At 38.1% G+C, this 22,145-nt stretch carries 21 protein-coding genes; all 21 read right to left on the bottom strand.

From position 1 onward, the window contains the following. Positions 1–381: 381 nt before the first annotated feature. The 21 genes from B1NLA3E_RS24465 to B1NLA3E_RS20635 all read right to left on the bottom strand — a co-directional run bounded on the left by B1NLA3E_RS24465 (position 382) and on the right by B1NLA3E_RS20635 (position 22,145). Positions 382–2,940, bottom strand: a complete 2,559-nt coding sequence (locus B1NLA3E_RS24465; protein ID WP_236619590.1) for an SH3 domain-containing protein — start codon at positions 2,938–2,940, stop codon at positions 382–384. A 293-nt stretch (positions 2,941–3,233) separates the two neighbouring features. Further along, entirely contained in the window at positions 3,234–4,082 is an 849-nt protein-coding gene (locus tag B1NLA3E_RS20545; protein WP_015595742.1) for a DegV family protein, read from the bottom strand. Between the two features lie 174 nt (positions 4,083–4,256). After that, complete coding sequence (sda, locus tag B1NLA3E_RS24470; protein ID WP_015595743.1) at positions 4,257–4,397, bottom strand: sporulation histidine kinase inhibitor Sda; 141 nt, start codon at positions 4,395–4,397, stop codon at positions 4,257–4,259. Between the two features lie 195 nt (positions 4,398–4,592). Continuing rightward, complete coding sequence (locus B1NLA3E_RS20550; RefSeq protein ID WP_015595744.1) at positions 4,593–5,120, bottom strand: YfjD family protein; 528 nt, start codon at positions 5,118–5,120, stop codon at positions 4,593–4,595. Between the two features lie 215 nt (positions 5,121–5,335). Next, the gene (locus tag B1NLA3E_RS20555) at positions 5,336–5,866 is read right to left on the bottom strand and encodes a YfjD family protein (protein ID WP_015595745.1); all 531 of its coding nucleotides are present in this window, start codon (positions 5,864–5,866) and stop codon (positions 5,336–5,338) included. Beyond that, entirely contained in the window at positions 5,863–6,318 is a 456-nt protein-coding gene (locus tag B1NLA3E_RS20560; RefSeq protein WP_015595746.1) for a DUF5085 family protein, read from the bottom strand. Before B1NLA3E_RS20560 ends, B1NLA3E_RS20555 begins: the two co-directional genes overlap by 4 nt. A 1-nt stretch (position 6,319) precedes the next feature. Then, positions 6,320–6,769: a DUF5085 family protein gene (locus B1NLA3E_RS20565; RefSeq protein WP_015595747.1), complete on the bottom strand. Its 450-nt coding sequence runs from the start codon at positions 6,767–6,769 to the stop codon at positions 6,320–6,322. Between the two features lie 22 nt (positions 6,770–6,791). After that, a complete protein-coding gene (locus B1NLA3E_RS20570) occupies positions 6,792–7,508 on the bottom strand; it encodes a hypothetical protein (protein WP_041580743.1) in 717 nt (238 codons plus the stop codon). A gap of 13 nt (positions 7,509–7,521) precedes the next feature. Further along, on the bottom strand, positions 7,522–8,697 hold the full coding sequence (locus tag B1NLA3E_RS23390) for a YtxH domain-containing protein (protein WP_015595749.1): 1,176 nt from the start codon (positions 8,695–8,697) through the stop codon (positions 7,522–7,524). A gap of 46 nt (positions 8,698–8,743) precedes the next feature. Beyond that, positions 8,744–9,073, bottom strand: a complete 330-nt coding sequence (locus tag B1NLA3E_RS20580; protein WP_144061518.1) for a hypothetical protein — start codon at positions 9,071–9,073, stop codon at positions 8,744–8,746. Between the two features lie 103 nt (positions 9,074–9,176). Beyond that, a complete protein-coding gene (locus B1NLA3E_RS20585; RefSeq protein WP_015595751.1) occupies positions 9,177–14,129 on the bottom strand; it encodes an Ig-like domain-containing protein in 4,953 nt (1,650 codons plus the stop codon). A gap of 15 nt (positions 14,130–14,144) precedes the next feature. Further along, a complete protein-coding gene (locus tag B1NLA3E_RS20590) occupies positions 14,145–14,621 on the bottom strand; it encodes a hypothetical protein (RefSeq protein ID WP_015595752.1) in 477 nt (158 codons plus the stop codon). 109 nt (positions 14,622–14,730) lie between these two features. Next, positions 14,731–16,683, bottom strand: coding sequence for a protein kinase domain-containing protein (locus B1NLA3E_RS20595; protein ID WP_015595753.1), 1,953 nt, complete (start codon positions 16,681–16,683; stop codon positions 14,731–14,733). A gap of 14 nt (positions 16,684–16,697) precedes the next feature. Then, entirely contained in the window at positions 16,698–17,465 is a 768-nt protein-coding gene (locus B1NLA3E_RS20600) for a PP2C family protein-serine/threonine phosphatase (protein ID WP_015595754.1), read from the bottom strand. Positions 17,466–17,486: 21 nt separating this feature from the next. After that, on the bottom strand, positions 17,487–18,791 hold the full coding sequence (locus tag B1NLA3E_RS20605; protein ID WP_015595755.1) for a DUF6382 domain-containing protein: 1,305 nt from the start codon (positions 18,789–18,791) through the stop codon (positions 17,487–17,489). 285 nt (positions 18,792–19,076) lie between these two features. Then, complete coding sequence (locus B1NLA3E_RS20610) at positions 19,077–19,379, bottom strand: pore-forming ESAT-6 family protein (RefSeq protein WP_015595756.1); 303 nt, start codon at positions 19,377–19,379, stop codon at positions 19,077–19,079. 35 nt (positions 19,380–19,414) lie between these two features. Then, on the bottom strand, positions 19,415–19,711 hold the full coding sequence (locus tag B1NLA3E_RS20615; RefSeq protein WP_015595757.1) for a WXG100 family type VII secretion target: 297 nt from the start codon (positions 19,709–19,711) through the stop codon (positions 19,415–19,417). Between the two features lie 76 nt (positions 19,712–19,787). Further along, the gene (locus B1NLA3E_RS20620) at positions 19,788–19,979 is read right to left on the bottom strand and encodes a DUF1732 domain-containing protein (RefSeq protein WP_015595758.1); all 192 of its coding nucleotides are present in this window, start codon (positions 19,977–19,979) and stop codon (positions 19,788–19,790) included. A 45-nt stretch (positions 19,980–20,024) separates the two neighbouring features. Beyond that, complete coding sequence (locus B1NLA3E_RS20625) at positions 20,025–21,044, bottom strand: Mbeg1-like protein (RefSeq protein WP_187292119.1); 1,020 nt, start codon at positions 21,042–21,044, stop codon at positions 20,025–20,027. 11 nt (positions 21,045–21,055) lie between these two features. After that, positions 21,056–21,430 (bottom strand): hypothetical protein, encoded by a 375-nt coding sequence (locus B1NLA3E_RS20630; protein WP_015595760.1) that lies wholly within the window; start codon positions 21,428–21,430, stop codon positions 21,056–21,058. A gap of 4 nt (positions 21,431–21,434) precedes the next feature. Then, positions 21,435–22,145 (bottom strand): hypothetical protein, encoded by a 711-nt coding sequence (locus B1NLA3E_RS20635; RefSeq protein ID WP_144061519.1) that lies wholly within the window; start codon positions 22,143–22,145, stop codon positions 21,435–21,437.

A 22,145-nucleotide genomic window follows, 5' to 3' on the forward strand; every position in this document is an offset into this window, starting at 1 on the left:
TTTGGCAATCCACCACGGTCAAATCTTAGCCCAGGCCGGAAAGTAAGATAACCATTTTCATAATGCTGGTGAATTTCTTCGCGCGAAAACGGGAGATCAACAAACAGGAGTTGTTTCCCAAGTGTCATATTTTGGAGTTCAGAGTTGAAGGAGAATTTAGGGTTAAGTGATTGAGTAGGTTGAGAAGAATCCGTGTGATGGCTTTGAATAGAGGAACAACCCAAACTAAAATCATCCAAATAAAATCACCTCATATAATAGTAGTTTCATTTAGCTTTTCAATGCATTGCCTAACCCCACCGCACTACCGCAGTAACGTATCGGGGGTCAGGCACCAAATTACACTTTAACGCGTTACATCACACATCAATTTTTTTGTTTTTAGTTGTATTGAGGTATTTCTTGTATTATTTTATATGAATTTATTAAACTATATAAATTGTAGATTTGGTTTACTTGTTTATTAGCCCAACCAATATCGGAGGCATACTGATGTGAAGCATAGCCGTTTGTTACAGCAGAACTTGGATTCCATCTCATTTTATAAAGCGTATCCTGCCCAACATTAATGTATCCATTTGCAATAAATTGAGCTCCACCTATGATCGCAGCCTCAGGTGTAAACCAGCCAGCATTATAAGCGAATTGAGCACCGCTACTTACAGCCGAGTCATCGTACGCACCAATTCCATACATATTATATACAGTTTTCCCGTTTATTTGTACACCAGTAGCTAGCTGGGAGGTACCATTGCCTGTCTCAAGCAAAGCATGAGAAATTAAGTATAATTCATTTATTCCATATGTATTTCCGGCGATAATAAAGGTAGAAGCTAACCCTTGTAAAATCCCTTTACCGAGAAGAATCCTTTCATTAACTTCTGTAGCATCTATATTTGCTGATTCCGACAGCTTTAGGAATTGAAGCGAATCAACCGTATTATTTTCAAAATTGTCAGGGTTTAAATAGTAGGCAACATCTTCTGGGCTAGCATTTACCCATGTTTTGTTATAAGTAACTTGATACCAATCATAACCATCAGTACCCTTCACTTTACCAAGAATCTGTAGTGTTTCCTGGTTATCTACTTTCCCAACAGTCCAAAAATCTGTTCCCGCTCCTCCTCTAATATTCCACCCCGCACCATTTACTATTCCGCAGGTTGAACTATTAAGAGTTATTGCATCCGCTCTAATATAGGTGTTGTATTTCTTATCTGTCTGCGGACTTACTTTCATCTGGATATTCGTCATTTCAGCTAAGCTTATATGATAATTTTCATTAATCACTTCAATTGATCCAGGTGTTTGACTCGGGTTGAAAGGTTCCAATGTTGATAAGTATTGTGAACTAACATAACCAGTTTGTCCGTTGGCTGTTACTTTTGCCCAGCCATTCGCTTCAGAATAAAAGTTAACAATCGTTCCTCTTGCCAGCTTAGTTATGACGGATGCACTTGATGATGGGGCTGAGCGAAGATTTAAACTGGAACCATAAATAACGTTAACATATTTGTCCACCGTAACTTGATTATTTGTATCTGTATTGTTATTTGTGTTGGTATCAGCAATGGTATCTGATCCAGCTGTTAATTTAGTTTGTGCCAGATATTCGGAGCTAACATAACCGATTTGTCCATAAGCGGCGATTCTAGCCCAACCATTGGCCTCTGAATAGACAGTGACCTCAACTCCTCGAGCAAGTTTAAGGATAATTGACGAATCTTGAGAGGCGCTCTTACGCATATTCAAGCTCGTACCAAGGTTTACATTTACATATTTCATTATGGTTGTTTGTTGTTCTGTGATATTCGAGCCTGTTTTGATAGTGGAAAGGTATTGTGAACTGACATAGCCATCATGCCCATTCGCTTGAACTTTTGCCCAACCGTTTGATTCTGTGTAAACTTTTACTTCAGCACCATTTGTTAATTTTGCGAGCACGGTTGAATCCGTCGAAGCACCTTTTCTCAAAATCAAGCTGGATCCAGCACTTACCGCCACATATTTTGTAACGGTTGGTTGTGCTGGTGGCGGACTATTGTCAGTACTCTGAGACGTGACTGATAAAAAGGCAGAACTGACATAACCTGTTTTCCCATATACCTCAATTTTAGACCAGCCATTAACATCTGAGTACACTTTTACTGAGGTACCTTTTGCAAGTTTTACGATAATCGACGAGCTAGTCGAGGCTCCATTTCTCATATTCAACGAACCACTGCTTACATTTACATATTTAGTGGTAGGAGCTGAGACTGATGACGTGGATGGCGTTGCCGATGTTGGTGTCGATGCCGCAGTTGAACCAGAACTCGTTTGCGGATTAGGATTTGTCCCAGATATATAGCTAGAGCTGACATATCCCTCCTTGCCATTTGCATTTACCTTTGCCCAGCCATTGGATTCAGAGTATACCGTTACCACTGTACCTTTTTGAAGAGTAGCAATTGCTGGTGCACTGGTCGAACCGCTTGACCGTAAATTCAACGATCCACTGCTTATATTGACATATTTGGTCGTGGGAGCTGGTGCCGACGACCAGGTTGAACCTGAACTCGTTTGCGGATTAGGATTTGTAGCAGAGATATAGCTGGAGCTAACATATCCTTCCTTGCCGTTTACACTTACCTTTGCCCAGCCATTAGATTCAAAAAAAATTGTTAACGCCGTCCCTTTTTTAAGGGTAGCAATGACTGTGCCATTAGTCGATGCACTTGTCCGCAAATTCAACGATCCACTGCTTACATTGACATATTTAATTGTTACTTCACTAACCATACCAGGTTGGCCAGTATTCGTTTGCGCTGCATGTACAGCTTCTTCGAAAGCAACAGTCGATAAGACGGCAAAACAAAAGGTAGGTATTATAGCTTTTTTTACAACACTTCCCGGTTTCCTCTGGTTAGCTTTCTTTCGACTAGGCATTGGATTTTCCATAATTCTCCCCCTTTTTCTACTAATTCTACAAAATGGAATAAATTACCTATATTTTCGTCAAAATAATATTAATATAAGAAAATCTTACTATATATCAATAACAAATTGGTAAAACAAGGGTAAAATTAACCAAATCTTCTTTTTTTATGCTTTAAGAGCATAGGACTAATTACCTAAAAAAAGTGCCTGACCCCCTTCACGTTACCGCAGTAACGCAACGGGGGTCAGGCACTTTATCACACTTTAACGCATTACACTACATGGGGTCAGGCACCAATTCGTGCTTCACCGTGTCACCGTATCATTTTCTTTGACCAGCCCAGTCCCATCGCTCCTTCGCCGAGGTGGGTTCCGATGACGGCACCGAAATAACTGATCTTGAATTCAACATTTGGAAATTCCTGCTCAAGCTCAGCCTTCCATTCAAGAGCTTCTGCTTCACGGTTAGCATGAATAATCACTGCCTCATAGGAATCACCATCACTAACAGCTTCCCTCAGCAATTCAGCTTTCCGCCGCAGCGCTCTTTTCCTTGTCCTTATCTTTTCAAATGGAACAATTTGCTTATTATCAAAATGCAACAAAGGCTTTACCTGCAACAAACTGCCGATTAAGGCCTGAGCACTTGATAGTCGTCCACCTCGTTGTAAATGGCTCAAATCATCCACCATAAAATATGCCTGGACAAACTCTTTCATCTCTTCCAAACGTGTCACGATTTCCTCAGGACCACTACCTGCTAAAGCCATCTTAGCTGCCTCAAGCACATAAAAGCCTTGCACCATACAACTAATCTCCGAATCAAACGCATAGATTTCAATTCCATCCACCATTTCCCCAGCTGCTACTGCACCCTGATAGGTACCGCTAATACCGCTTGAAAGATGGATGCAGACCACCGCATCGTACTCCTTTGAAAGCCTTTCAAACAACTCAACAAACTTCCCAATCGGCGGCTGCGATGTAGTGGGAAGGTCTCGTTCTTGAACCAATCGATAAAAATCATCAGCGCCAAGCTCTATTTCCTCTTGATACGTTTCATTACCAAAAATGACGCTCAAAGGGATCATATTTATATGAAATTGTTCTTGAATATCTTTAGAAATGTACGCTGTGCTATCGGTCACTACTGCCGTTTTCATATATATAAATACCGTCCTTACCTTTTTCTTCTACAATATGTCTACATACCATTTTATATGAATGGACCACAAATTGCATTAATCGGCTTACAATATGGAAAACACAGTGAACTCTTTTTGGCAAAAATAAAAACGCCGAATACCGTTCAGCGTTATAAAATGTAAAGTATTTAATTAACCAGCAACTACATTCAAACCTCTGCGCTCAATCTCTGTCAGCAAGGTGTCAATAAACATTACCTCTAATTGATATTTTTTTGCTTTAACAAAAACATCTAGCAAATCTTGATCTGAGAGGATTACCAAAGATGACATCCTACACTCCACTCCATTCATCAAACTATACTATATTCTTTCAAAAAGCAGAAAATAAGTAAATACAATAGTAGAAACCGTAACAAAGTATTCAAATTTTCAAACAGCTTTTTTATAAAAATCGTTAAATATCCGTGAGTAACTTTGTTCATCGTTATTTTTTAATAGAATTATAGGTTGTCATAAACTCGAATACTAGGCAATAATGGTCTTATCATGCCTCTTCTTCCAATCTTGCTGTGCATCTGGCGTCGTATATGGAAGAATATATTTTTCAACATGATATCTGAAGTCCCTAAAACTCAGTATATTATATGTGGGAATTCTAATTATTTTATTTTGATTCGTGCGAATCGTGAGATCAGAAAAGAACATCGTTCTAGGCTTGTATATTTTAAACTCCTGAATAATTTTTATTTCTCTAATATCTTTTATATTAACGGAAACTTTTCTAGAAATGATTTGCCCATTTTCTCCTGGTTTAATTGAAAAAAGTAATCCTTTTTTACCATAAGCCCTGTAGCTCCAAAGAAAGGTAATCAAACCATAGGGTATCCCTATTAAACTTCCTGCAATATAAAATAACGAATAGCTTGATTCAAATTTTATCCCTTGAAAAAAGAGAACAAAACCAGCTAATGCCATTCCGAAAGTTCCTAAAAAAAGGTAAAATCTATGAAAAAATCTCGTTCTTACCTTAATAACATTATTCGTCCTATCCACTTCTGTTTCTTCCCTTCATTTGCACATAACGGTATTTTCCTAACTTATAATATTCATCAGAGTTTTTTGCACTTATTATAAGAAAACCAAATCACCTAAACCTTTAAGAACACATTTCCCCTATGGAAAATGTGTTCATTTTAGTGTTAAATATTAAACTTTCTTTCTTTTAAATTAACTCTTCTTTGGTTACTCCAATTTTATATTGATATCAGCTAGGCAATAGTGGTCTTATCAAATCTCTTCTTCCAAATTTGCTGGGCTTCTTCTGTCATATAAGATAGCATATAATTTTCAACATAATATTTTAGGACATCATCGAAAAGCAAATTATAAGTTGGAATTCTTATTAATTTGTTTTGATAGGTTCGTATCATTAGATCTTGAAAGATTAATCCGCTTGGAGGCAATAAATAATGATCCAATTTAATATCTTTTATATCTCGTAAATAAACAGTTCTTTTCCTAGATATTAATTGACCATTTTCTCCCTGCGTAATTGTAAATAACACTTTCCCTTTCCTTGTAAATGCAGGAAAACACATTAAAAATGTTGTAAATCCCCAAATAACCCCAATTATTCCTATAAAAATATATATTAATGAATAACTAGATTCAAATGTTAAACCACCTTTAAACATCCACAAGCTTGCTAAACCCATCCCAAGAGTAGCAAGAAGCAGCAAGATTCTTAGAACAAGTATAACCTCATATTGTATTGGCTTATTTACATTTTCATTATTCACAAAAAATCTTCCTTAAAAACTCCTATTTTTATATAAATGTAATGAAGTGTCTCGTCTCCAGATAGAACATGAAAAATAGGAGTAACTTGAGTAAGTCCGTTGTGTTCCATATAATCTATTAACATTTTATAGGCAATTTCTGTGTCTCTCTCAAAATTGGAAGAAGATAAACAGAGAGAAATCATATTCTCAATACTAAAATAGCTATGGAAGTACATATCATCCATTATTTCCAAACTGTCCTGATTGACTGGTATAAAGACTTCCCCATTGATAATTTCATCTAGTGGCACATTATTGATTGAATAATACATTGGACCCTTAATGGATGCTTTTATTTTTACAATATCGTTTAAGAAATCCGTCATTACTTTTTCCATATCTTGATAATGAAATCTATATTTTCTTGAAATAACATTTGTGTAGCGAATATGGTCATTAGGATTGATCATATCAACCCTCCTCAACTATTGGAGCAAAAATATCGATAATTCCTTCTCCATAAACATCCAGGTAAATATGAAAAAAAGGTTCTTGCAACACTAAATTGGTATCTTTGGCAGCTACTCGAAGGACGTTATAAGAAAGATTAATATCTTCTTCCAAATCTGCATGTCTATATACTAATGCATCACCAAAACTCCATTTATCTTGAAAACTATATTTATCATTTTCCGTCATACTTATTTGTTCATTAATAGGTAGGTAAAAAGTATATTCCGCTTCATTTTCGAAAAGATCAACCTTGTTAATTTGATAAATAACTGGGCCCGTTGCATATAAGCCATTTTTAATTACTGCATTTCTCAAATCACGAGCAATAAGGTACCATTTATCCATTCTACATTTTGATTTCGTACTAATAACATTATTGAATATGATTGGACAACGTTTAATTTTCATATTAGGAATTCCTCACTATCTATCATTTCGGCATCTTCACCTTAAATGATTCAAATCTGAATTTACAATAAGTTAAAAGGAAAAATTCCGGCAATGCCATTGCCACACTGTATTGAAGCAATACAGCAAAAAATAGAATTGCAAGTGCCGTAATATCTGTGGACATATCAGAAAAAAATCTTGCCGCTGCCCCTCCCAACATTGTCACTCCAAAAATAATTGGCACACTAACATAACCCTTAGAATTTTGGAAATTATATAATCCCCTGCCTTCTTTTCGTAGCTCTCCTTGTTTCACTCTTCTTACTGCCCTCATAGTAGAAATTATTAATAAAATAATTCCTCCTAGAAACAGGATAGTACCAGTGGTTTTTATATACGATGGGGAGTTAAAAACTTCACACACACCAAAAAAGGCTTGGTAAAAATCAATTGAAACCTTAAAGCCAATTAAACTTAAATAAACGGATAGTAATCTTTGAAATTTATAGGCAATTTTTCTCATGGTAAAAAACAAAGTAAAAAAGAACTGAAATACCCAAAGAAATAAACTCAATAAAACCATCAAAGTCATGAACGTGCTAATTTCAGTACTGATCCCCGCAAATGCAACAATTGTCGTGACTGTGCTTAAAACAAATCCTCCCCAAAAAAAGCCAGAAACATTATTAGGACTCAACCGACCTAAAGAGACTGACTTAATTTGATAAAAGTCTACTTCTTTATTTTTAAGTAACATATCCATCATCCCCCTACCACAAAACATCATTAAGTTTTTTGCCTATATTATTTGCCATGTTATCTATATTTTTACTAATCGTGTTAACACTTTCTTCTATTTCTTTTGTAATTTTTTTAGTAGTATCTTCCGGATCATTTGCAAAGTCCTTAGTAAAATCAACAATACTCTTTTCCCCAGGCAAAATCTTCATATTAATTAAAAAGTTTATTCCTGCCCCTACTGCAGCACCAGCTACTGTACCTAATGGAGGTACAAATAGTGATCCAAAAGCCGCCCCTGCAGCAGTCGCACCCGCCCCAGAAACGACATCTACCGTGGTATCAATAGCGAATTTCTTCGTATCAAAGCCATTATTATCATATGCACCTTGAAAATTCTCAACTACGGTAATTCCAGTTCCAACCACACCCAGTCCTTTACTGGTAGCTTTTGTAACAGATTTATAGTCAAAAACATTAAAATCAGTAACTGTACCAACTACGCTGTCTACTGCAGTTTTGAAAAATACTTTCACCTTTGAATCACCAAGATGGCTGACATAATTACTCATATCATCTAATTGACTGCTTCCAAACCTTCTAATATTTTCACGGTAGCCACTACTATTGTTAAAATTAAAATTATTATTTTCATCATAGAGAGGGATTCCTCTGGTAATAAGATTCTTGTAAAATCCCTTTTTCCATAAGCTTGGGTTACCACCAAACCTTTCAATTAGTAAATCTCTGTATCTCTGATAATCTCTTGGATTTCCACCTACAAGTTTAATAAAGGTTCTCCCATTTTCTTTTACAAATTTAAACTTAAAATCTCCTAACTGAAAGTTAATTTTTGTCCCTTGATAAAACGATACCCCGCCTGTAAAAGACTTAACTAATTCCCAGGAGTTACCTTCAGGAAATTTAACTTTCGCCAGTTTTTCTAACGTATTTTCTGTTTGATTGTAAATATCACCAGCATTTTCAAGAAATGAACCAAGTTGTTTTAAATCTTGTTCGATGTTGCTAAAAGAGCTGGATACACTCCCTAATCTAGAACCAATATTTCTTCGGCTTAAAATTCGATGATCAATACTTCCCTTAACAGAAACAAACCCAGATTTAGATTCCTTAATAGTATTAGAATTTTGGATAATGCTGACTGAAATATCCCTTATTTTACTTGTATGAATTTTAATAAGCTCCAAGATATATCCTCCTTTTTCAATTTGACATATGCGAATATCCCCTTTGCTACCTCGCTTTTGCTTTAGCCTTTTTCTCAGCTTCCTCCCTTGCTTTGGCTTCCGCTTCTGCCTTGGCTCTGGCAATTTCCTCATTTCTAATTTCAACTGCTGTACTTTGAACATCGTTTCCAATTGATTCCAATTCAGATACCAACTTACGTATTTCATTCATTAACTCATCCATTGCATTATTTATGTACATCATCTCTGATGCCTGCCACCGATTGTTTAGGATGGCTTTATTGTTTTCAACAGTCCTCCTTATATTCCGAAGGACCGATGTGTATCTTTTTAATGTATTCGCCTGCGAGGTTGCTAAGCTCACGTTAATACCCATATAATCACCTGCTTTCATTTTAAAAATTTCGCTACCTAAGGTAGGACCCCCTCAACATAAAAGCGTTGGGTGGGAGTCCATTCCCTAAAAGAGTAGCTACCCCTTATACTTCCTCTTCGGCTCCATCTTCTTTTTTCTTTCTAAAAACTAGTGAGCCCAGCAGACCAATCACCCCAACGACCCCGGCGATGGATCCCATCATGAATGGTTTATTTTCATAGAACTTCACGATAAGACTCTTTTCAACGATTTTAAAAGGAAGAACAGATTTTATTTCATTGCCCGCTTCATCATACGCTGAAACTTTAATTTCATATGATTTCTTGTCAGATAGCTTTGTTTTGATTACCTCGGTTCCATCCTCTGTTACCACTTCACCGTCAAAAACTTTGCCATTAAGTGTAACAGTCTTTATTTTATCCAAAGGATTATCGAGACGAATGCTGACCGATACTGGATTATAGTATTTTCCGCCTTTTTTGACTCCGTCATAAACGACTTTTGGGGCCGTTTTATCAATGATGAACTCAACACTAATTTGCTTAATATTTCCTGCTTTATCTTTTACTTCAAAATAAAGAACGTGTTTGCCCTCTTCTTTAATTGGAGTTCCCAACTTATATGGTTTGCCATCAAGCGTTTGCGTGATGATATCATATTCGCTGAAATCCTCAATTAATAGCTGTGGAATCAAGTCCTTATTAAAGTATTTATTAGAGATTGGTTCTTTGAACTTAATGACCGGCGATGTTTTATCGATTGTAAAAACAATCGTCCGGGTTGTTACATTATTCGCTAAGTCAGTAATGACTGCTTTAAACACATAATCTTTCTCATAATCTAGCTTTTTACCGTTTTCAAATGGATCGCCATTTAGCATTACCGATGTTTTACTAGGGTCTAAATGTTTATCTGAGTAAGTTATCTTTGGAACCATGTCCTTGTTAAAGAACCCATCCAATATCCCTGAGATATTTAGCTCTGGCTTCGTTGTATCCAAAGTAAAGCTAATTTCTAATGTCGTTTCATTTCCCGCTTTATCGCGCGCAAGCACCTTGTAGTGGTAGGCCATTTCCGAAGAAGCGAGTGGAAGGTTATTTTTCACATTAGCTCCATCGTTCAATGTTACCGATACGATCGAATCCTCCGGCTCATCAAGCGCAAATTCTGGTGTAAAGATTTTGTTAATAAATTCCCCGTCTGTTATAACGCGACTTTCACCTTTAAATTTCGACGTAATCACTGGTTTCGTTTTATCAATCGTAAATTTAACTTGTTGGCTGAAGCTGTTCCCTGCTTTATCGGTTGCCTCTACGACTACTTCATAATCGCCTTCAGCACTGAAATGATGCGTGAGCGTGGCCACTGAATTCTCATATTGATGATGAGCGATCGTAAAGTTGCCGGCATTATAGTTGGCACCATCTTTTGTGACCTTAATTTTGTTGACATCTAAGTTAACGTCCTTAATCGTCGCCGTGACAGGCTTATCCACATTGTATTCTTGATTATTTTCGACACCTGTAATTTCAATCGCCGGTTTCACTTTATCAACCGTAAACGTTTTGGCAGCTTCGATTGGTCCATTGCCTGCTTTATCTTTTGCTTTAATCCATACGGTGTACAATCCATCTAGACTAAAATCATAATTTAACGCTGACATCTTTCCAGTATTTTTCCACTCCCCGATATCCAACTGTTTACCGTCTTTTGTCGCTGTCAATTCCACATTATTTGTCGCAAAGTTCAATTCATCGACCGTCACCGAAACCGGCTTCTCGGCTGGATTGAACGATTGATCTTCAACTCCGTTAATCTTCAAAACAGGATTGGTTTTATCAATAACAAACGAAATTGGCTCGTGTTCCTGATAATTGCCCGCTTTATCTGTTAAATTCAGATTAACTAGATAGCTTCCTTCTTCTGTGAAAATAAAGCTATTTTGAGCCGTCGTCCCTGTTTGCCCAAGTTGACCAACTAACGAGTATGGTTTACCGTCCCTCGTCACAGTCAGGTTTTTACCGTTTAGGTTAAGATTTCGGTCGATCACTTTCGCCTCAACAGGTTTATCCACATTATAATGATCATCGTTTCCAACACCTGTGATGCTTAAAAGCGGCTTGGTTTTGTCCACGGTAAATTTAACAGTTTGTTTATCGCCCAAATTACCTGCTAAGTCCATTGCATTAACGGTAATTTCATATTCACCATCTTCTGTGAATAAATTACTTAAGCTGGAACTTTCAGCAGTATTTTTCCAATCCCCAATGGAAATAGCTTGCTTCTCGTCACCAGCCTCGACTTTCTTGGTGGCTTCAATCGTTACATTATTGCCTTCAAAATTTCGCTCATTTACCGAAATCGATACAGCCTTGTCAGCATTATAATAAGAACCATTTTCGTTACTATTAGAGATCCCGATAATCGGTTTGACATTATCAATCGTAAAATGCAACTCTTTCTTTGCTTTATTGAGGGCCTTGTCTTCAGCTTCAACAACGACAACATAGTCGCCATCTTTGTCAAAGAAGTGAGCTAGCGAAGCTTTCTCTCCGGCATTCTCCCATTTTTTAATTTCGGTGTAAGGTTCTGCATCCTTATCTCGATCAGTTTTTCTTGTAGCAGTAATCGTGACATTATCTGTTTCAAAATTATGTTCAAGAATATTAACGTTCAGTGTGCCATTTTTAAGGAAACTTCCTTCACTTATGCCACTGAAATCAAGCGCTGGTGCGGTATGGTCAATAGTGAAAGACATTTTCTTTTCAGTCGTTCTTTCAGTGCGATCCGTGGCAATCAGGATCAATTCATAATCTCCTTCTTCTGTAAAATCAAGAGATTTCATGGCTTTAATTAAATTGTTTTCTACATTACCTTTTAATGTTTCGGACAGGATTTGTTGGCCGTCACGCTTAATTACTAATGTCGCTTCGCGAAGCGTTAAATCCAATGCTGTTAAGACTACGTCTTTTATTTCTTGATAGTGTCCGCCGTTGGTAATCTTTGAAATCTCGAGTTCCGGATTTGTTTGGTCCACAGTAAACGTGACAGGCGCCGCTTTCGCTCTATTCTGAGCAAAATCAGTTGTCTCTAGCTCAATCGAATACACTCCATCCTCTGTAAAATCATATTGATTAGAGGCATTTTCACCATTTTGGTTTAGTGGTGATACAGTTTGAATCTTTCCATCTTTTTTAACGGTTAGTGTCGTGTGCCCCAAATCGATATTCTTATCATTAACACCAATATCGACGCCCTTTAGCGGTGCGCTATAAAGAGCTTGATCAACTACATTATTGATATATGGCATTGGTGCTGTTGCGTCAATTGTAAAAGTAATAGGTTCCCCCTTTACAATCGGGTGCAACAGATTGTCAATTGCTGAAACTTCTAAAGTGTAGTCGCCATCCTCAGTAAATTGGCGGGTCCATTGTGCACCAAACAGGCCAAGCAAGGAGCGAGTGATTTTTGGACTATAATCTTCAGAAGTCCCACCATTTACCTTCGTTGCAGTTAATGCCGTTTTTCCTAATACAAAAGTAAGATCCTCTACAGAAAGCTTGAAATCCTTTGTTTGATAATACTTTTGATCAATATTGTGGGTAACCTTTGGTGCTGTCACGTCAATCGTGAACGAGACGTTTTTAGTCGATTCATTTCCGGCTTGGTCTGTCGCTTTTAAAGTAAGCTCATAAATTCCATCTGCTTCAGCAGCCAGTGATGCATTTCCGGCTTCATCTAACACAAGTAAGTTATTCAAGCTGACTTCTTTTCCGTCCATGCCCTTTCGTGTCCCGCTAATCGAAGCCTTTTCTTTGTTAAAATTTGTATCAAAAATACTAATTATAATATTCTGCTTACTGCTATACTCCCCTTGAGCTGGGTTGCCCGCTCCATCTGTCACCGAAAGGGCTGGAGGAGTGCTGTCAATTTCAAATGTAAATGGAGGGAGCTTATGAGATTCTCCATTTTTATTTTTGTCCGTAACGGTAGCATCAATGACATATTTACCATCTTGGGTAAATTCATAATCTAGAAAAGCCTCTTTCGTGTTTTGTTCATTTATTTTTAGGACTGCACTCGTAGGCTCTCCATGCTCCCCAATTTTTGAAATGGAAGCCGTTGCTGTCGCAATCGAAATCCCGCTATTCACTTTGAATTGAACCTTTTTTGATCTGGAATAGCCAGTATCGGCGATTTTTAATGAATGCTCGATATCTGTAACTGACAGTTCAGGAGATTTCTTATTAATAGCAAACGAAACCCTCTTCTCGGTCCCAACGTTGCCTGCTTTGTCTTTCGCGTTTATAGAGACTTCGAACTCGCCGCTATTGGAGAACAAGTGTGAAGCTTCCCAGGCTCCGGACTGATCATTTTGCTTCCATACAGGAGAAATCTCAGATTGTTCATTGCTGTTTAGATCCTTCACTAAAACCGTCACATTTTTATCTATGAAATACTTCTCGGTCACTGCCATGTTTAGGGTAATGTCGTTCTTGCTTAAAGCACCTTCTGCAACACCTGATAATTTGATGACGGGAGCCTCAGTATCCCTGGTGATATGGAAATTCCCTTCCGAAGGTGATAACCCCCAAGAATTCCCATCCTTAATGCTAGTAGTAATATCCAGCTTCCCATCCTTATTAACAGGAATTTCCACAAGATAGCTTCCATCAAATTCCGCGTTGGTATTCAATTTTTCTTTTATCGAAATAGGAACAACAGCAGTTTCTCCCATCTTCGCGGTTACTTCAAACGGTCTTTCTGTAGGTAACACCTCGTCTTTATTCATGGCCTTCCATTTCGTAAAATCTTCCTGCAAATCAACAGTGATGGTAACAGTGTCCTTATTGGTAAACCACTCAAGCTTAAATTCGGGATTGGTAACCATATTCCAAGTCTCATCACCAAAGATAATCTTTCTGGCCACTTCATCTGAATCTGACCATACCTTATTGTTAAAAATAAGAATGGTAGTCAGTAATAACACGGCAACTGGAAAAAAAAATAATAGTTTCATATTCTTACTTTTGAATTTCTCTTTCCTGTTTTTCATTTTCTTGTTCTCCTCTTAAATGATCGTTTCCGAATGGACAATCATAATCTCGATTTCTTTTTTAAAGCTTGTTTTAAGTTCCTCTTCTAAAATTCCAGTTAATAACGATGTTTCGTCGACTGCGGTTAAAATAGAAGTTTCCTCAGGATAGACACCTAATATCGATGTTTCTTCAATGTTTTGCTCTTGAAGTAAGGCGGTTTGTTCGCCTGCCTGATTCATCAACTCCGTTGCAGCAACCGCTTCTGCCAAGGCCCGGTCTTGATCAACCACTTTTTTTCTAATCTTTATTTCATTTGTCGTCCGTTTCTCACTCTTAGCCCCATCCTGGTTATTGTTTCTACGCCATTTCTTGCTTGTTTTGCGAAAACTAAATCCGGTCAGATGTTCAATAACCTGTGAAATATTTAGCTTGATATAGACGTAAATCGAGATAGAAAGGGTAATTATCGCTCCAGCCAAACCCCCATAAAACATAATCTGGTATTGCATTTCCCTCCCCCTTTCTTAATAAAATTGGTAGCGCGAGCCTTCCATTTCGGTAGGACTAAAAATCCGTTGAACTTGTACGGAAAATCCTCGCTTAATTTTTGCGGCCACACTACTGAATTACATCCAGATTTTGTAATCTTCTTGTTAACTTTTTATAGGATTCATCATTCGTAATAGCATCAAGATGGCTAGCTTGGTCATACACAAGCTTGGCTTCACTATAATTTCTACTTCCTTCCTCTTTACCTTGCTCTATATCAAGAAGCAGATTTCCAAGCTTTGTATAGGCTTCAATACTCTTTGGATATTGTTTAAGAGCTAACTGGAGCTGCTCAACTGCTTGAGCATTTTCACCCATTTCCTGATAGATGATCCCTATTTTTACCATTGCATCCTCTTTATCTTGATCGGTGACCTCTTGATCAATCACATTTTGATAATGCTCAATTGCTTGGGAAAAATCCTTCCTTGCGCCCTCTTTGTCTTCTGAATTTACACCTCTGCTATAGTAGGCTTGGGCTAATTTCTGATCAAAGTCTAGCTCGTATTTATACCGCAAGTGCTCATCATCCAACTTTTTTAAGACGCCATTTGCCTTTTGAATGACCATGATGGCTTGGGTATTGGCATCAGGAATTTGCCCTTTATATGAAAGATATATATTTGCCAAAGAATGATAGTTATCAATTTTTTTATGATCATTTGCCAAGCTATCATTGTACTTTTCAAACTCTCGTAAATTGGTGGTAAACTTGTTATAGTCAACATTCAAACTGCCCATTGTTGTCGCTAATGATTTGTAATATTTTGCATCTGGAATTTCCTCTTCATCAACCTTCTGAAAATACTTCAAGGCAGAAACATAATCACTTTTTATATCAAAATAGGTCATGCCCATCTTAAACAAAACTTCATTATTTTTATCAACATGACCGTATTGATCATTAATATAAATTTCAATTTTCGCTAACCCACTATCCGTTTCATCTCGATTGATATAAATATCAAGTAAATTGAGATAGGCTTCAGATTTTCCGCTATCAACCGATGTAATCGCGCGTTCAAGGTGCTCGATTGCTTTCGCGTCCTTGCCATTGATTAAATATCGGCTTGACTCGTTTACTAGCTTCATATAATCTTGGAACTGTTCATTCTTCATTCCACTGTAGCCAAAGCCCGTTGTTACTAAAAATAGTAAAAATAATACTGCTGGGATCAGGAATACGTATAATTGCTTAAACAGTTTTTTCTTATAGCCCTTCGTCAGCAAGTTGATATTGTCTAAATCATAAGCAAGCTCTTCACAACTCTGATAACGGTCAGTTGGCTCAGATTGAGTGCATTTGTTAATGATGTGTTCAAGCCCCTCAGGTAGTGAAGCATCCCAAGTGCGGATCGGTTTAATTTCAAACGGCGGTTCATTTAAACTTTTACCCGTAACAAGGAAATACAAGGTCAGCCCTAAGCTATAAATATCGGACCTGGCATCGGTTTGCTTGCCAGAAAGCTGCTCCGGAGCAGCATAGGCTTTTGTCCCTAGATTCGTCGTATCTGTAGCGTTTTCTGTTTTATATTCCCGGGCAATCCCAAAGTCGATTAGCTTAATTTTCCCCTCCGGCGTGAGCATGACATTATCAGGCTTCATGTCCCGGTAAATAATCGAGAAAGGTTTTCTTGTGTGTAAATAATCTAAAACATTTGTTAACTGTTTTGCCCAATCGATTACAAGACTTGCCGGGATGATGCCCTCTCGATCCTGCTTTTCCTTCAACGACTCACCTTCGATATAATCCATAACAACATAAATATCACCCTCGGATTCGATGATGTCATAAATCCGGGGCAGGGCTCCGTGATCAAGCCTTTTAAGCATATTCGCTTCAACAACAAGGCTGTTCACTAATAACTTGTTGTCGCTGTTTGCCCGCTTGCGAATATCCTTTACAACAAGGGATTTATTTAGCCTGTTATCCATGGCTAGATAAACAATGCTCATCCCGCCCCGACCTATTTCCTTAAGAATTTCGTATCGATCATCGATATTCGTGCCAATCTGTATCAAGAAAATTCCTCCATCTATCTCTCTTTAACCGTGATGACAGAAATATTGTCCGTCTCCTTGCGCTCCTTAATGAGCTCCACGAGTTCAATCAATGTTTCTTTCATTTGCTGCTCGTTGTGGAAACTTTCCGGATTCATTGCGGTGAGCAGCTCCGCTTCGGTAATTTCATGGTAAAAACCATCCGTACACAGCATAAACAGTGTTCCCGGCTCAATATCCCCTCGTGAAATGATCACGTTGAGATCCTTTGTTGCTCCGACACATTGCAGGAGGATATTCCTTCTTGGGTCAATCCGTGCCTGCGCTTCAGTAAGATTTCCATACTCAAGTTCACGGGCTACAAGTGTCTGATCCTTCGTTAATTTCAGGATGGTACGATTGATGCTGTATGCCCGGCTATCACCAATCTGGACGATGTAGTAGCGCGAACAAAAAATTAACAACGCTGTAACCGTAGTACCTAATTTTATTCTCGCCGTCTCACCATACTGCAGAATTTTCTCATTGAGGCTGTGTATATGCGCCTCCAATCCCACTTCGATGGTTCGATCCAGCGATTCGGATTGAAGAATTTCTGGGAGATCTCGGTCAAACCAATCTGACAGCCCTCTTATCACTGTCGCACTGGCCAATTCTCCGTGGGATAGCCCACCCATCCCATCACAAACCACAAAAAGTCCAACCATCCCCTCCGGTGTTTTCGCCGTTTTTATGAGTAACCCATCCTGATTCGTCTTCTTTCTAATCCCAGCGTCCGTATGGTAGGCAATTTGAAATGCCATTTCCCGTCCCCTCTTCCTTTGCTAAAATATCCTGAAAATGTATTCTTCATTTGCCAGTTTAATCACATCGTCATGTTTGATTTTGACCCGGTCATTTGGAAAAGCCTTCACGCCATTGACAAAGCTCCCGTTCGTTGAGTGATTGTCCTCAAAGTAATACTCACCATTTACTGTTATGAAAAGAGCATGGACGCGCCCGACCACTTTATTCTTAGAGGTGTAATCTGACTGCTGTGGATCCCTGCCTATTTTGAAAACATCCTTAGCGATGATTATTTTTTCCTTTTGCATTGCCGAAAGCAGAAAAGGCTTCCGCACTGCCTGAACGCCTACTCCCAAAGTGGTGGTTCCTTCATCCTCTTCGATCCGGTCGGCGCCAAGGACCGTGGTTCCTTCAGGTTCAGTTTGCTGGGCAAAGGCATTTCCAAAATTCGGTTGGATATTGATCGACGTTCCTCCTATTGAAGCGGCCCCTTTTATGAAGGGATTCTGATCGCCCAACTCCGTTCTGGTGATCCGCTTATACTGAACCTCTTCTTCAATCTCTAGCTTCTGGCTTGTTTTCTTCTCCTTCTTCTGGCTGCTGTATTCTGACGTCACTACACCACGGTCAACGGTGGTTTTCACTTCATTTCTCGGGCTTCCGGGACTATAAAAATTCGAGTTTATGGCAACTAATGGATCGGCCATTGAACTCATGCTCGTCATTTCAGTGCTTTCTGAAAAAGGAGTGCCTGATTCCGCCTGCGCTAACGTTTCCGCATCATCCTCCCAGCCCTGTAATTTCTCCACGACACCTTCGGGAGAAATGTCATCGCTGATTAGCAAATAATTATGTAGTTTAATAAAAAATTGACTGTCATCGTTCTCATCGAACGGAGCCATCGTCAAGATTTCTTTTAAAAACTCTTTAAGTGATACCTTTTCAAAAATATTATTTTTTACAGGCAGATAGATAAAAACTAATCTACTTGAAAAATTATCAATAAAGATGTGGTGACTACTGAAGACGAAATTTTCAATATTTAAACCGCAGTTTTGGGCCTCTATCAGCGTTTCCGCAATTGAATTCAAGCTTTTACACAGGGTTTCCTTTGATACAGGCTTGGTAAACAACATTTCCAGGGAGGTATCAGAAACAAGATCGTAGCGGATCAACACTTCTTCCTCCTGTTGAAGCACTGCACATGGAAGCAATCCTGGGATTCGGCTGTTTTTCAGCACTTCTAGCTCCGCGCGCTCCACTTCCTCTAGGCTCGGTACTTTATAAAATAAAAACTTAGAAATTCCGTAATTTTCTTCCTTCAGTTCCACCTTTTTTATCATTATGATTCGACTCCGTCACATTAGTTTATTTTTAAGTTGTATTCACAAACATTGCCGCTCTTTATTTTTCCAAACATTGTTGATTTTTGCCTAGGTCTCTACTTATCAGTAAAAATGCCAATTTATCGGTGAAAAATTCATTTTTATCAGCAAAAAAAGCAAATATATCAGTAAAAAGTTCCATTTTATCAGCAAAAAATTAATTTTTCAGCAAAACGACAAATATTGGAAATAACGCAATTGGATAGAAGGGTAGCCAGCTAAGCTGGTTACCCCCTAATCCTCTTATTTGAACATGCTTGCGTTATTATTGATTTTACTTTCAGCGTCGTTATAGTAAGTTACCGTGTTGTCTAGGAATTTTGCATAGTTATCTACTACTTGACGATATTCTTCAAATCTAGGTTCTAGCGCATTGAAGTTCCCTCTAATGGTGCTGGAAGCATCACTTTCCCAATATTGGGCAAGATTGTTCATATCTGTCTTGATTTCATGAAGTTTTGTAGACAGGGTTTGATTAAACGTACGGAGTTGTCCAGCCGTTTTCGAAACCTCGCCAAGGGTAATTTTTAGTCCATCAATTGCCAATTTTCTCACCTCTCATTATTTTCAGATAATTTTAATTAAAGTCTTGACGCTTGCGTTTTAACTTCGTTTTGAGCATCCCGGTAGGCTTTAGCACCTAATTTTAGAAATTCGGAGTAGTCTCTCATTAACTTCGTCATTTTTTCAAAATCTGTCGTGAATGTCTTGATTTGAGTAGTGAAAGCCGCATTATCAGCACCTTGCCATGCAGCTGCCATTGCATCTACCTCTGCGAATAATTTACGATAAGTGCTTTCATAATCAGCTGCTTGCTGATCAATTTTACTTGCAGCATTCTCAAGCTTCGCCGGTTCAACCATAATCGATCCTGCCATTTTTTCTCACCACCTTAAAAGAAATATCTATATGAACTCTAAATCGAGTCATATCCAAATTAAGTTTTTGAGGACATTAAATTTTCCTTAGTTCGTTGATTACACGTCTGTATTTTACTGCCGTCTTTTGTAGTCCACTGGCGCATTTCTCAGCACCTATTCCCTTGAATTCACGGGTAAGCCCCTGGGAAATATCATCGAGTTCCCTAGCGATTGCTTGGGTCTGGGCTATAATACTATTAATCTTATTTTTTACTTTAGGATCCATTTTTCATCCTCCAGTCGGTTTACAAGAACCTTTTATATTTGTTTACTAGAACCTTCCTGCCTTGTTAGAAAGCATGGATTCGACGAGTTCCAATGTCTCGGCGGTTGAGCTTAAATAATTAATGCTGTCTGTTAGCTTGAAATTAAACATCGTGCTGAGGTCAGCTTTCAAGATATTGTCGAGACCCATTACCCCCGCTTGCCAATAAAGATCATCGATCAAATCGTTCACACGTGCTGTCTTTCTTTTAACAGCCTGGAGACGTTCGATGTAGTAATACAATCTGGAGAGATCGACTTTGATTATTTCCTCAGCATGCGCGATAGAGCGTTTGGTGGATTCTACGACCTTTGCGAAAAAAAGCCTTGTTTGATGGGCAGTGTTAACCAAGAAATTTGCGACATCAGTTAGAACCTGCTTGGTCACGTTATTCACCCTTGCTAAAAACTTCAAACATTGGTCTATTACTAATTGGGCTGCTTTATTGCGGGCTTTCGCAGCTAAATGAATAATTTCCAAAGTGGCTGCTCCAACGGCTACTTCCACTTCTATACTTTTATTTATTGTAAAAAGGGCTGTGTTTATTTGTAGATAAAGAATGTCTTGTTTAGCATCCTTCAATTGCCAATCTCCATGATTGTACCAATGAGCAAATCTACCATCCTTTTCATTAAAGTCCACACTTGTTTCATAGTGAAAAAAGAAAGGATCTATTTCTTTCCCCAGATCATGTGGTACAACGATTTTGTCTACGTACGGAGCGAAGCCAAGATGCGATACAATGTCCCCTACATAGGTGATAAAGGTAAATCTACCACTATTTAATGCCCCTTTTTCTTTATCACTCAGACCCAAATAACAAATTGGAGCACCATTAACAATATAGGCTTTCACATTGTCTTTGAGATTTTTGAGAAACACGTACGTACTGAGATTCCCACCTTTGGAATGTCCATAAATGGTAATCTCGCCTTTAGTATTCTTGTTGGTGTTTTCCTTGTAAAAGTTATTGGCTTCTTCATGCTGCTGAGTTACTATCCCTATTCCTGCCTCAAGGTTTCCCAACCAGTCGGTCTTTAAGTTGCCCAATCAAATGGATTTTCACTGCCTCTGAACAGAATTGCGCGATTTCCGTCTTGATCTTTAAGTGCGTAGCCTACAAAACCGGATTCTGACTCTCCGTCAGAGTTGTTATTTTTATTAGGATTATGGTTTTGATAACCGATGAGTTTTATGTCATGTAAACTGCTATTCTTGTTTTTTTTCAGGAAGTTTTCAATGTTCTCAAGGCGTGTTTTATCGACCTCGATATTATTTTCTTTAATTAGCTTAATGATATTTTTAATGTTCAAATTTTCTTTTTCATTTATAGTTTCGTCAGGTGGTAAATCCAAATATGATAACTGCAAAAGGATATTTTTTTCTTCATCGTTTAAGTTATTAAGTGGCATCTCTTTACTCCTCCATAGAAGTATAATGATCAATGACCTTTTCAGGACCAGTAATTCTCCAGTCCTGGTCAGCACTACCATTTAGAGGATCGTGTCGGTCATTTAGTATGATTTCGCCAAAAACTCTTGCTTTTAGATTTGACCACGGAATATTGTTTACATATGCTGTTCGAATATAATCAGAAATGTTATCAGCTCTATCTACAAATCCTACCGACACCGCATATCGCTCAGTTCCTAGTTTTTTTACAAGGTTGTAAAGATTAAAGATATTCTGGTTGTACAAGTTGACATCTGGTTCCCCAGCAGTTTTAATTCCAACTTTTACAACTATTTTGAAATCTCTATTTACATTATTTAAGTAATCCTCGAAGTCCATATTAACCATTGATTTGTCATATTTGTCAGGTGCAACATATACCAAGATTTTGTAAGGGCTTCCCGGCGGTAGTTCTTTCTCAATATCCGCAGCAAGCTTTCCCTTCAACTCCTCAGCCCACTTTGCCAGCACGTAGTTGTCATAATAAACACCGTTTTCCTCGCTGTCTTCTTCAACTAAAAAAACAATCTCCGGGTTCTCCTTGGAATGAACAGTAACTTTATCCCCTCCATACATTTGCGAAAAAAACAGGCTCCCTTTTTTCACACCTTCAATTTCAAACTTTTGGTGGTACTTATCTTCCAAATAATTCAATACTTTATCTTCAGTACTCAT

Source organism: Bacillus sp. 1NLA3E (assembly GCF_000242895.2).
GTDB lineage: Bacteria > Bacillota > Bacilli > Bacillales > Cytobacillaceae > Bacillus_BU.

Coding starts and splice junctions, on each gene's coding strand:
- B1NLA3E_RS20570 (WP_041580743.1), bottom strand. CDS start 7,508: ATGTTACTTAAAAATAAAGAAGTAGACTTTTATCAAATTAAGTCAGTC.
- B1NLA3E_RS20590 (WP_015595752.1), bottom strand. CDS start 14,621: ATGCAATACCAGATTATGTTTTATGGGGGTTTGGCTGGAGCGATAATT.
- sda (WP_015595743.1), bottom strand. CDS start 4,397: ATGTCATCTTTGGTAATCCTCTCAGATCAAGATTTGCTAGATGTTTTT.
- B1NLA3E_RS20580 (WP_144061518.1), bottom strand. CDS start 9,073: ATGGGTATTAACGTGAGCTTAGCAACCTCGCAGGCGAATACATTAAAA.
- B1NLA3E_RS24465 (WP_236619590.1), bottom strand. CDS start 2,940: ATGGAAAATCCAATGCCTAGTCGAAAGAAAGCTAACCAGAGGAAACCG.
- B1NLA3E_RS20585 (WP_015595751.1), bottom strand. CDS start 14,129: ATGAAAAACAGGAAAGAGAAATTCAAAAGTAAGAATATGAAACTATTA.
- B1NLA3E_RS20605 (WP_015595755.1), bottom strand. CDS start 18,791: ATGATAAAAAAGGTGGAACTGAAGGAAGAAAATTACGGAATTTCTAAG.
- B1NLA3E_RS20565 (WP_015595747.1), bottom strand. CDS start 6,769: ATGAAAATTAAACGTTGTCCAATCATATTCAATAATGTTATTAGTACG.
- B1NLA3E_RS20545 (WP_015595742.1), bottom strand. CDS start 4,082: ATGAAAACGGCAGTAGTGACCGATAGCACAGCGTACATTTCTAAAGAT.
- B1NLA3E_RS20630 (WP_015595760.1), bottom strand. CDS start 21,430: ATGCCACTTAATAACTTAAACGATGAAGAAAAAAATATCCTTTTGCAG.
- B1NLA3E_RS20560 (WP_015595746.1), bottom strand. CDS start 6,318: ATGATCAATCCTAATGACCATATTCGCTACACAAATGTTATTTCAAGA.
- B1NLA3E_RS20600 (WP_015595754.1), bottom strand. CDS start 17,465: ATGGCATTTCAAATTGCCTACCATACGGACGCTGGGATTAGAAAGAAG.
- B1NLA3E_RS20615 (WP_015595757.1), bottom strand. CDS start 19,711: ATGGCAGGATCGATTATGGTTGAACCGGCGAAGCTTGAGAATGCTGCA.
- B1NLA3E_RS20635 (WP_144061519.1), bottom strand. CDS start 22,145: ATGAGTACTGAAGATAAAGTATTGAATTATTTGGAAGATAAGTACCAC.
- B1NLA3E_RS20620 (WP_015595758.1), bottom strand. CDS start 19,979: ATGGATCCTAAAGTAAAAAATAAGATTAATAGTATTATAGCCCAGACC.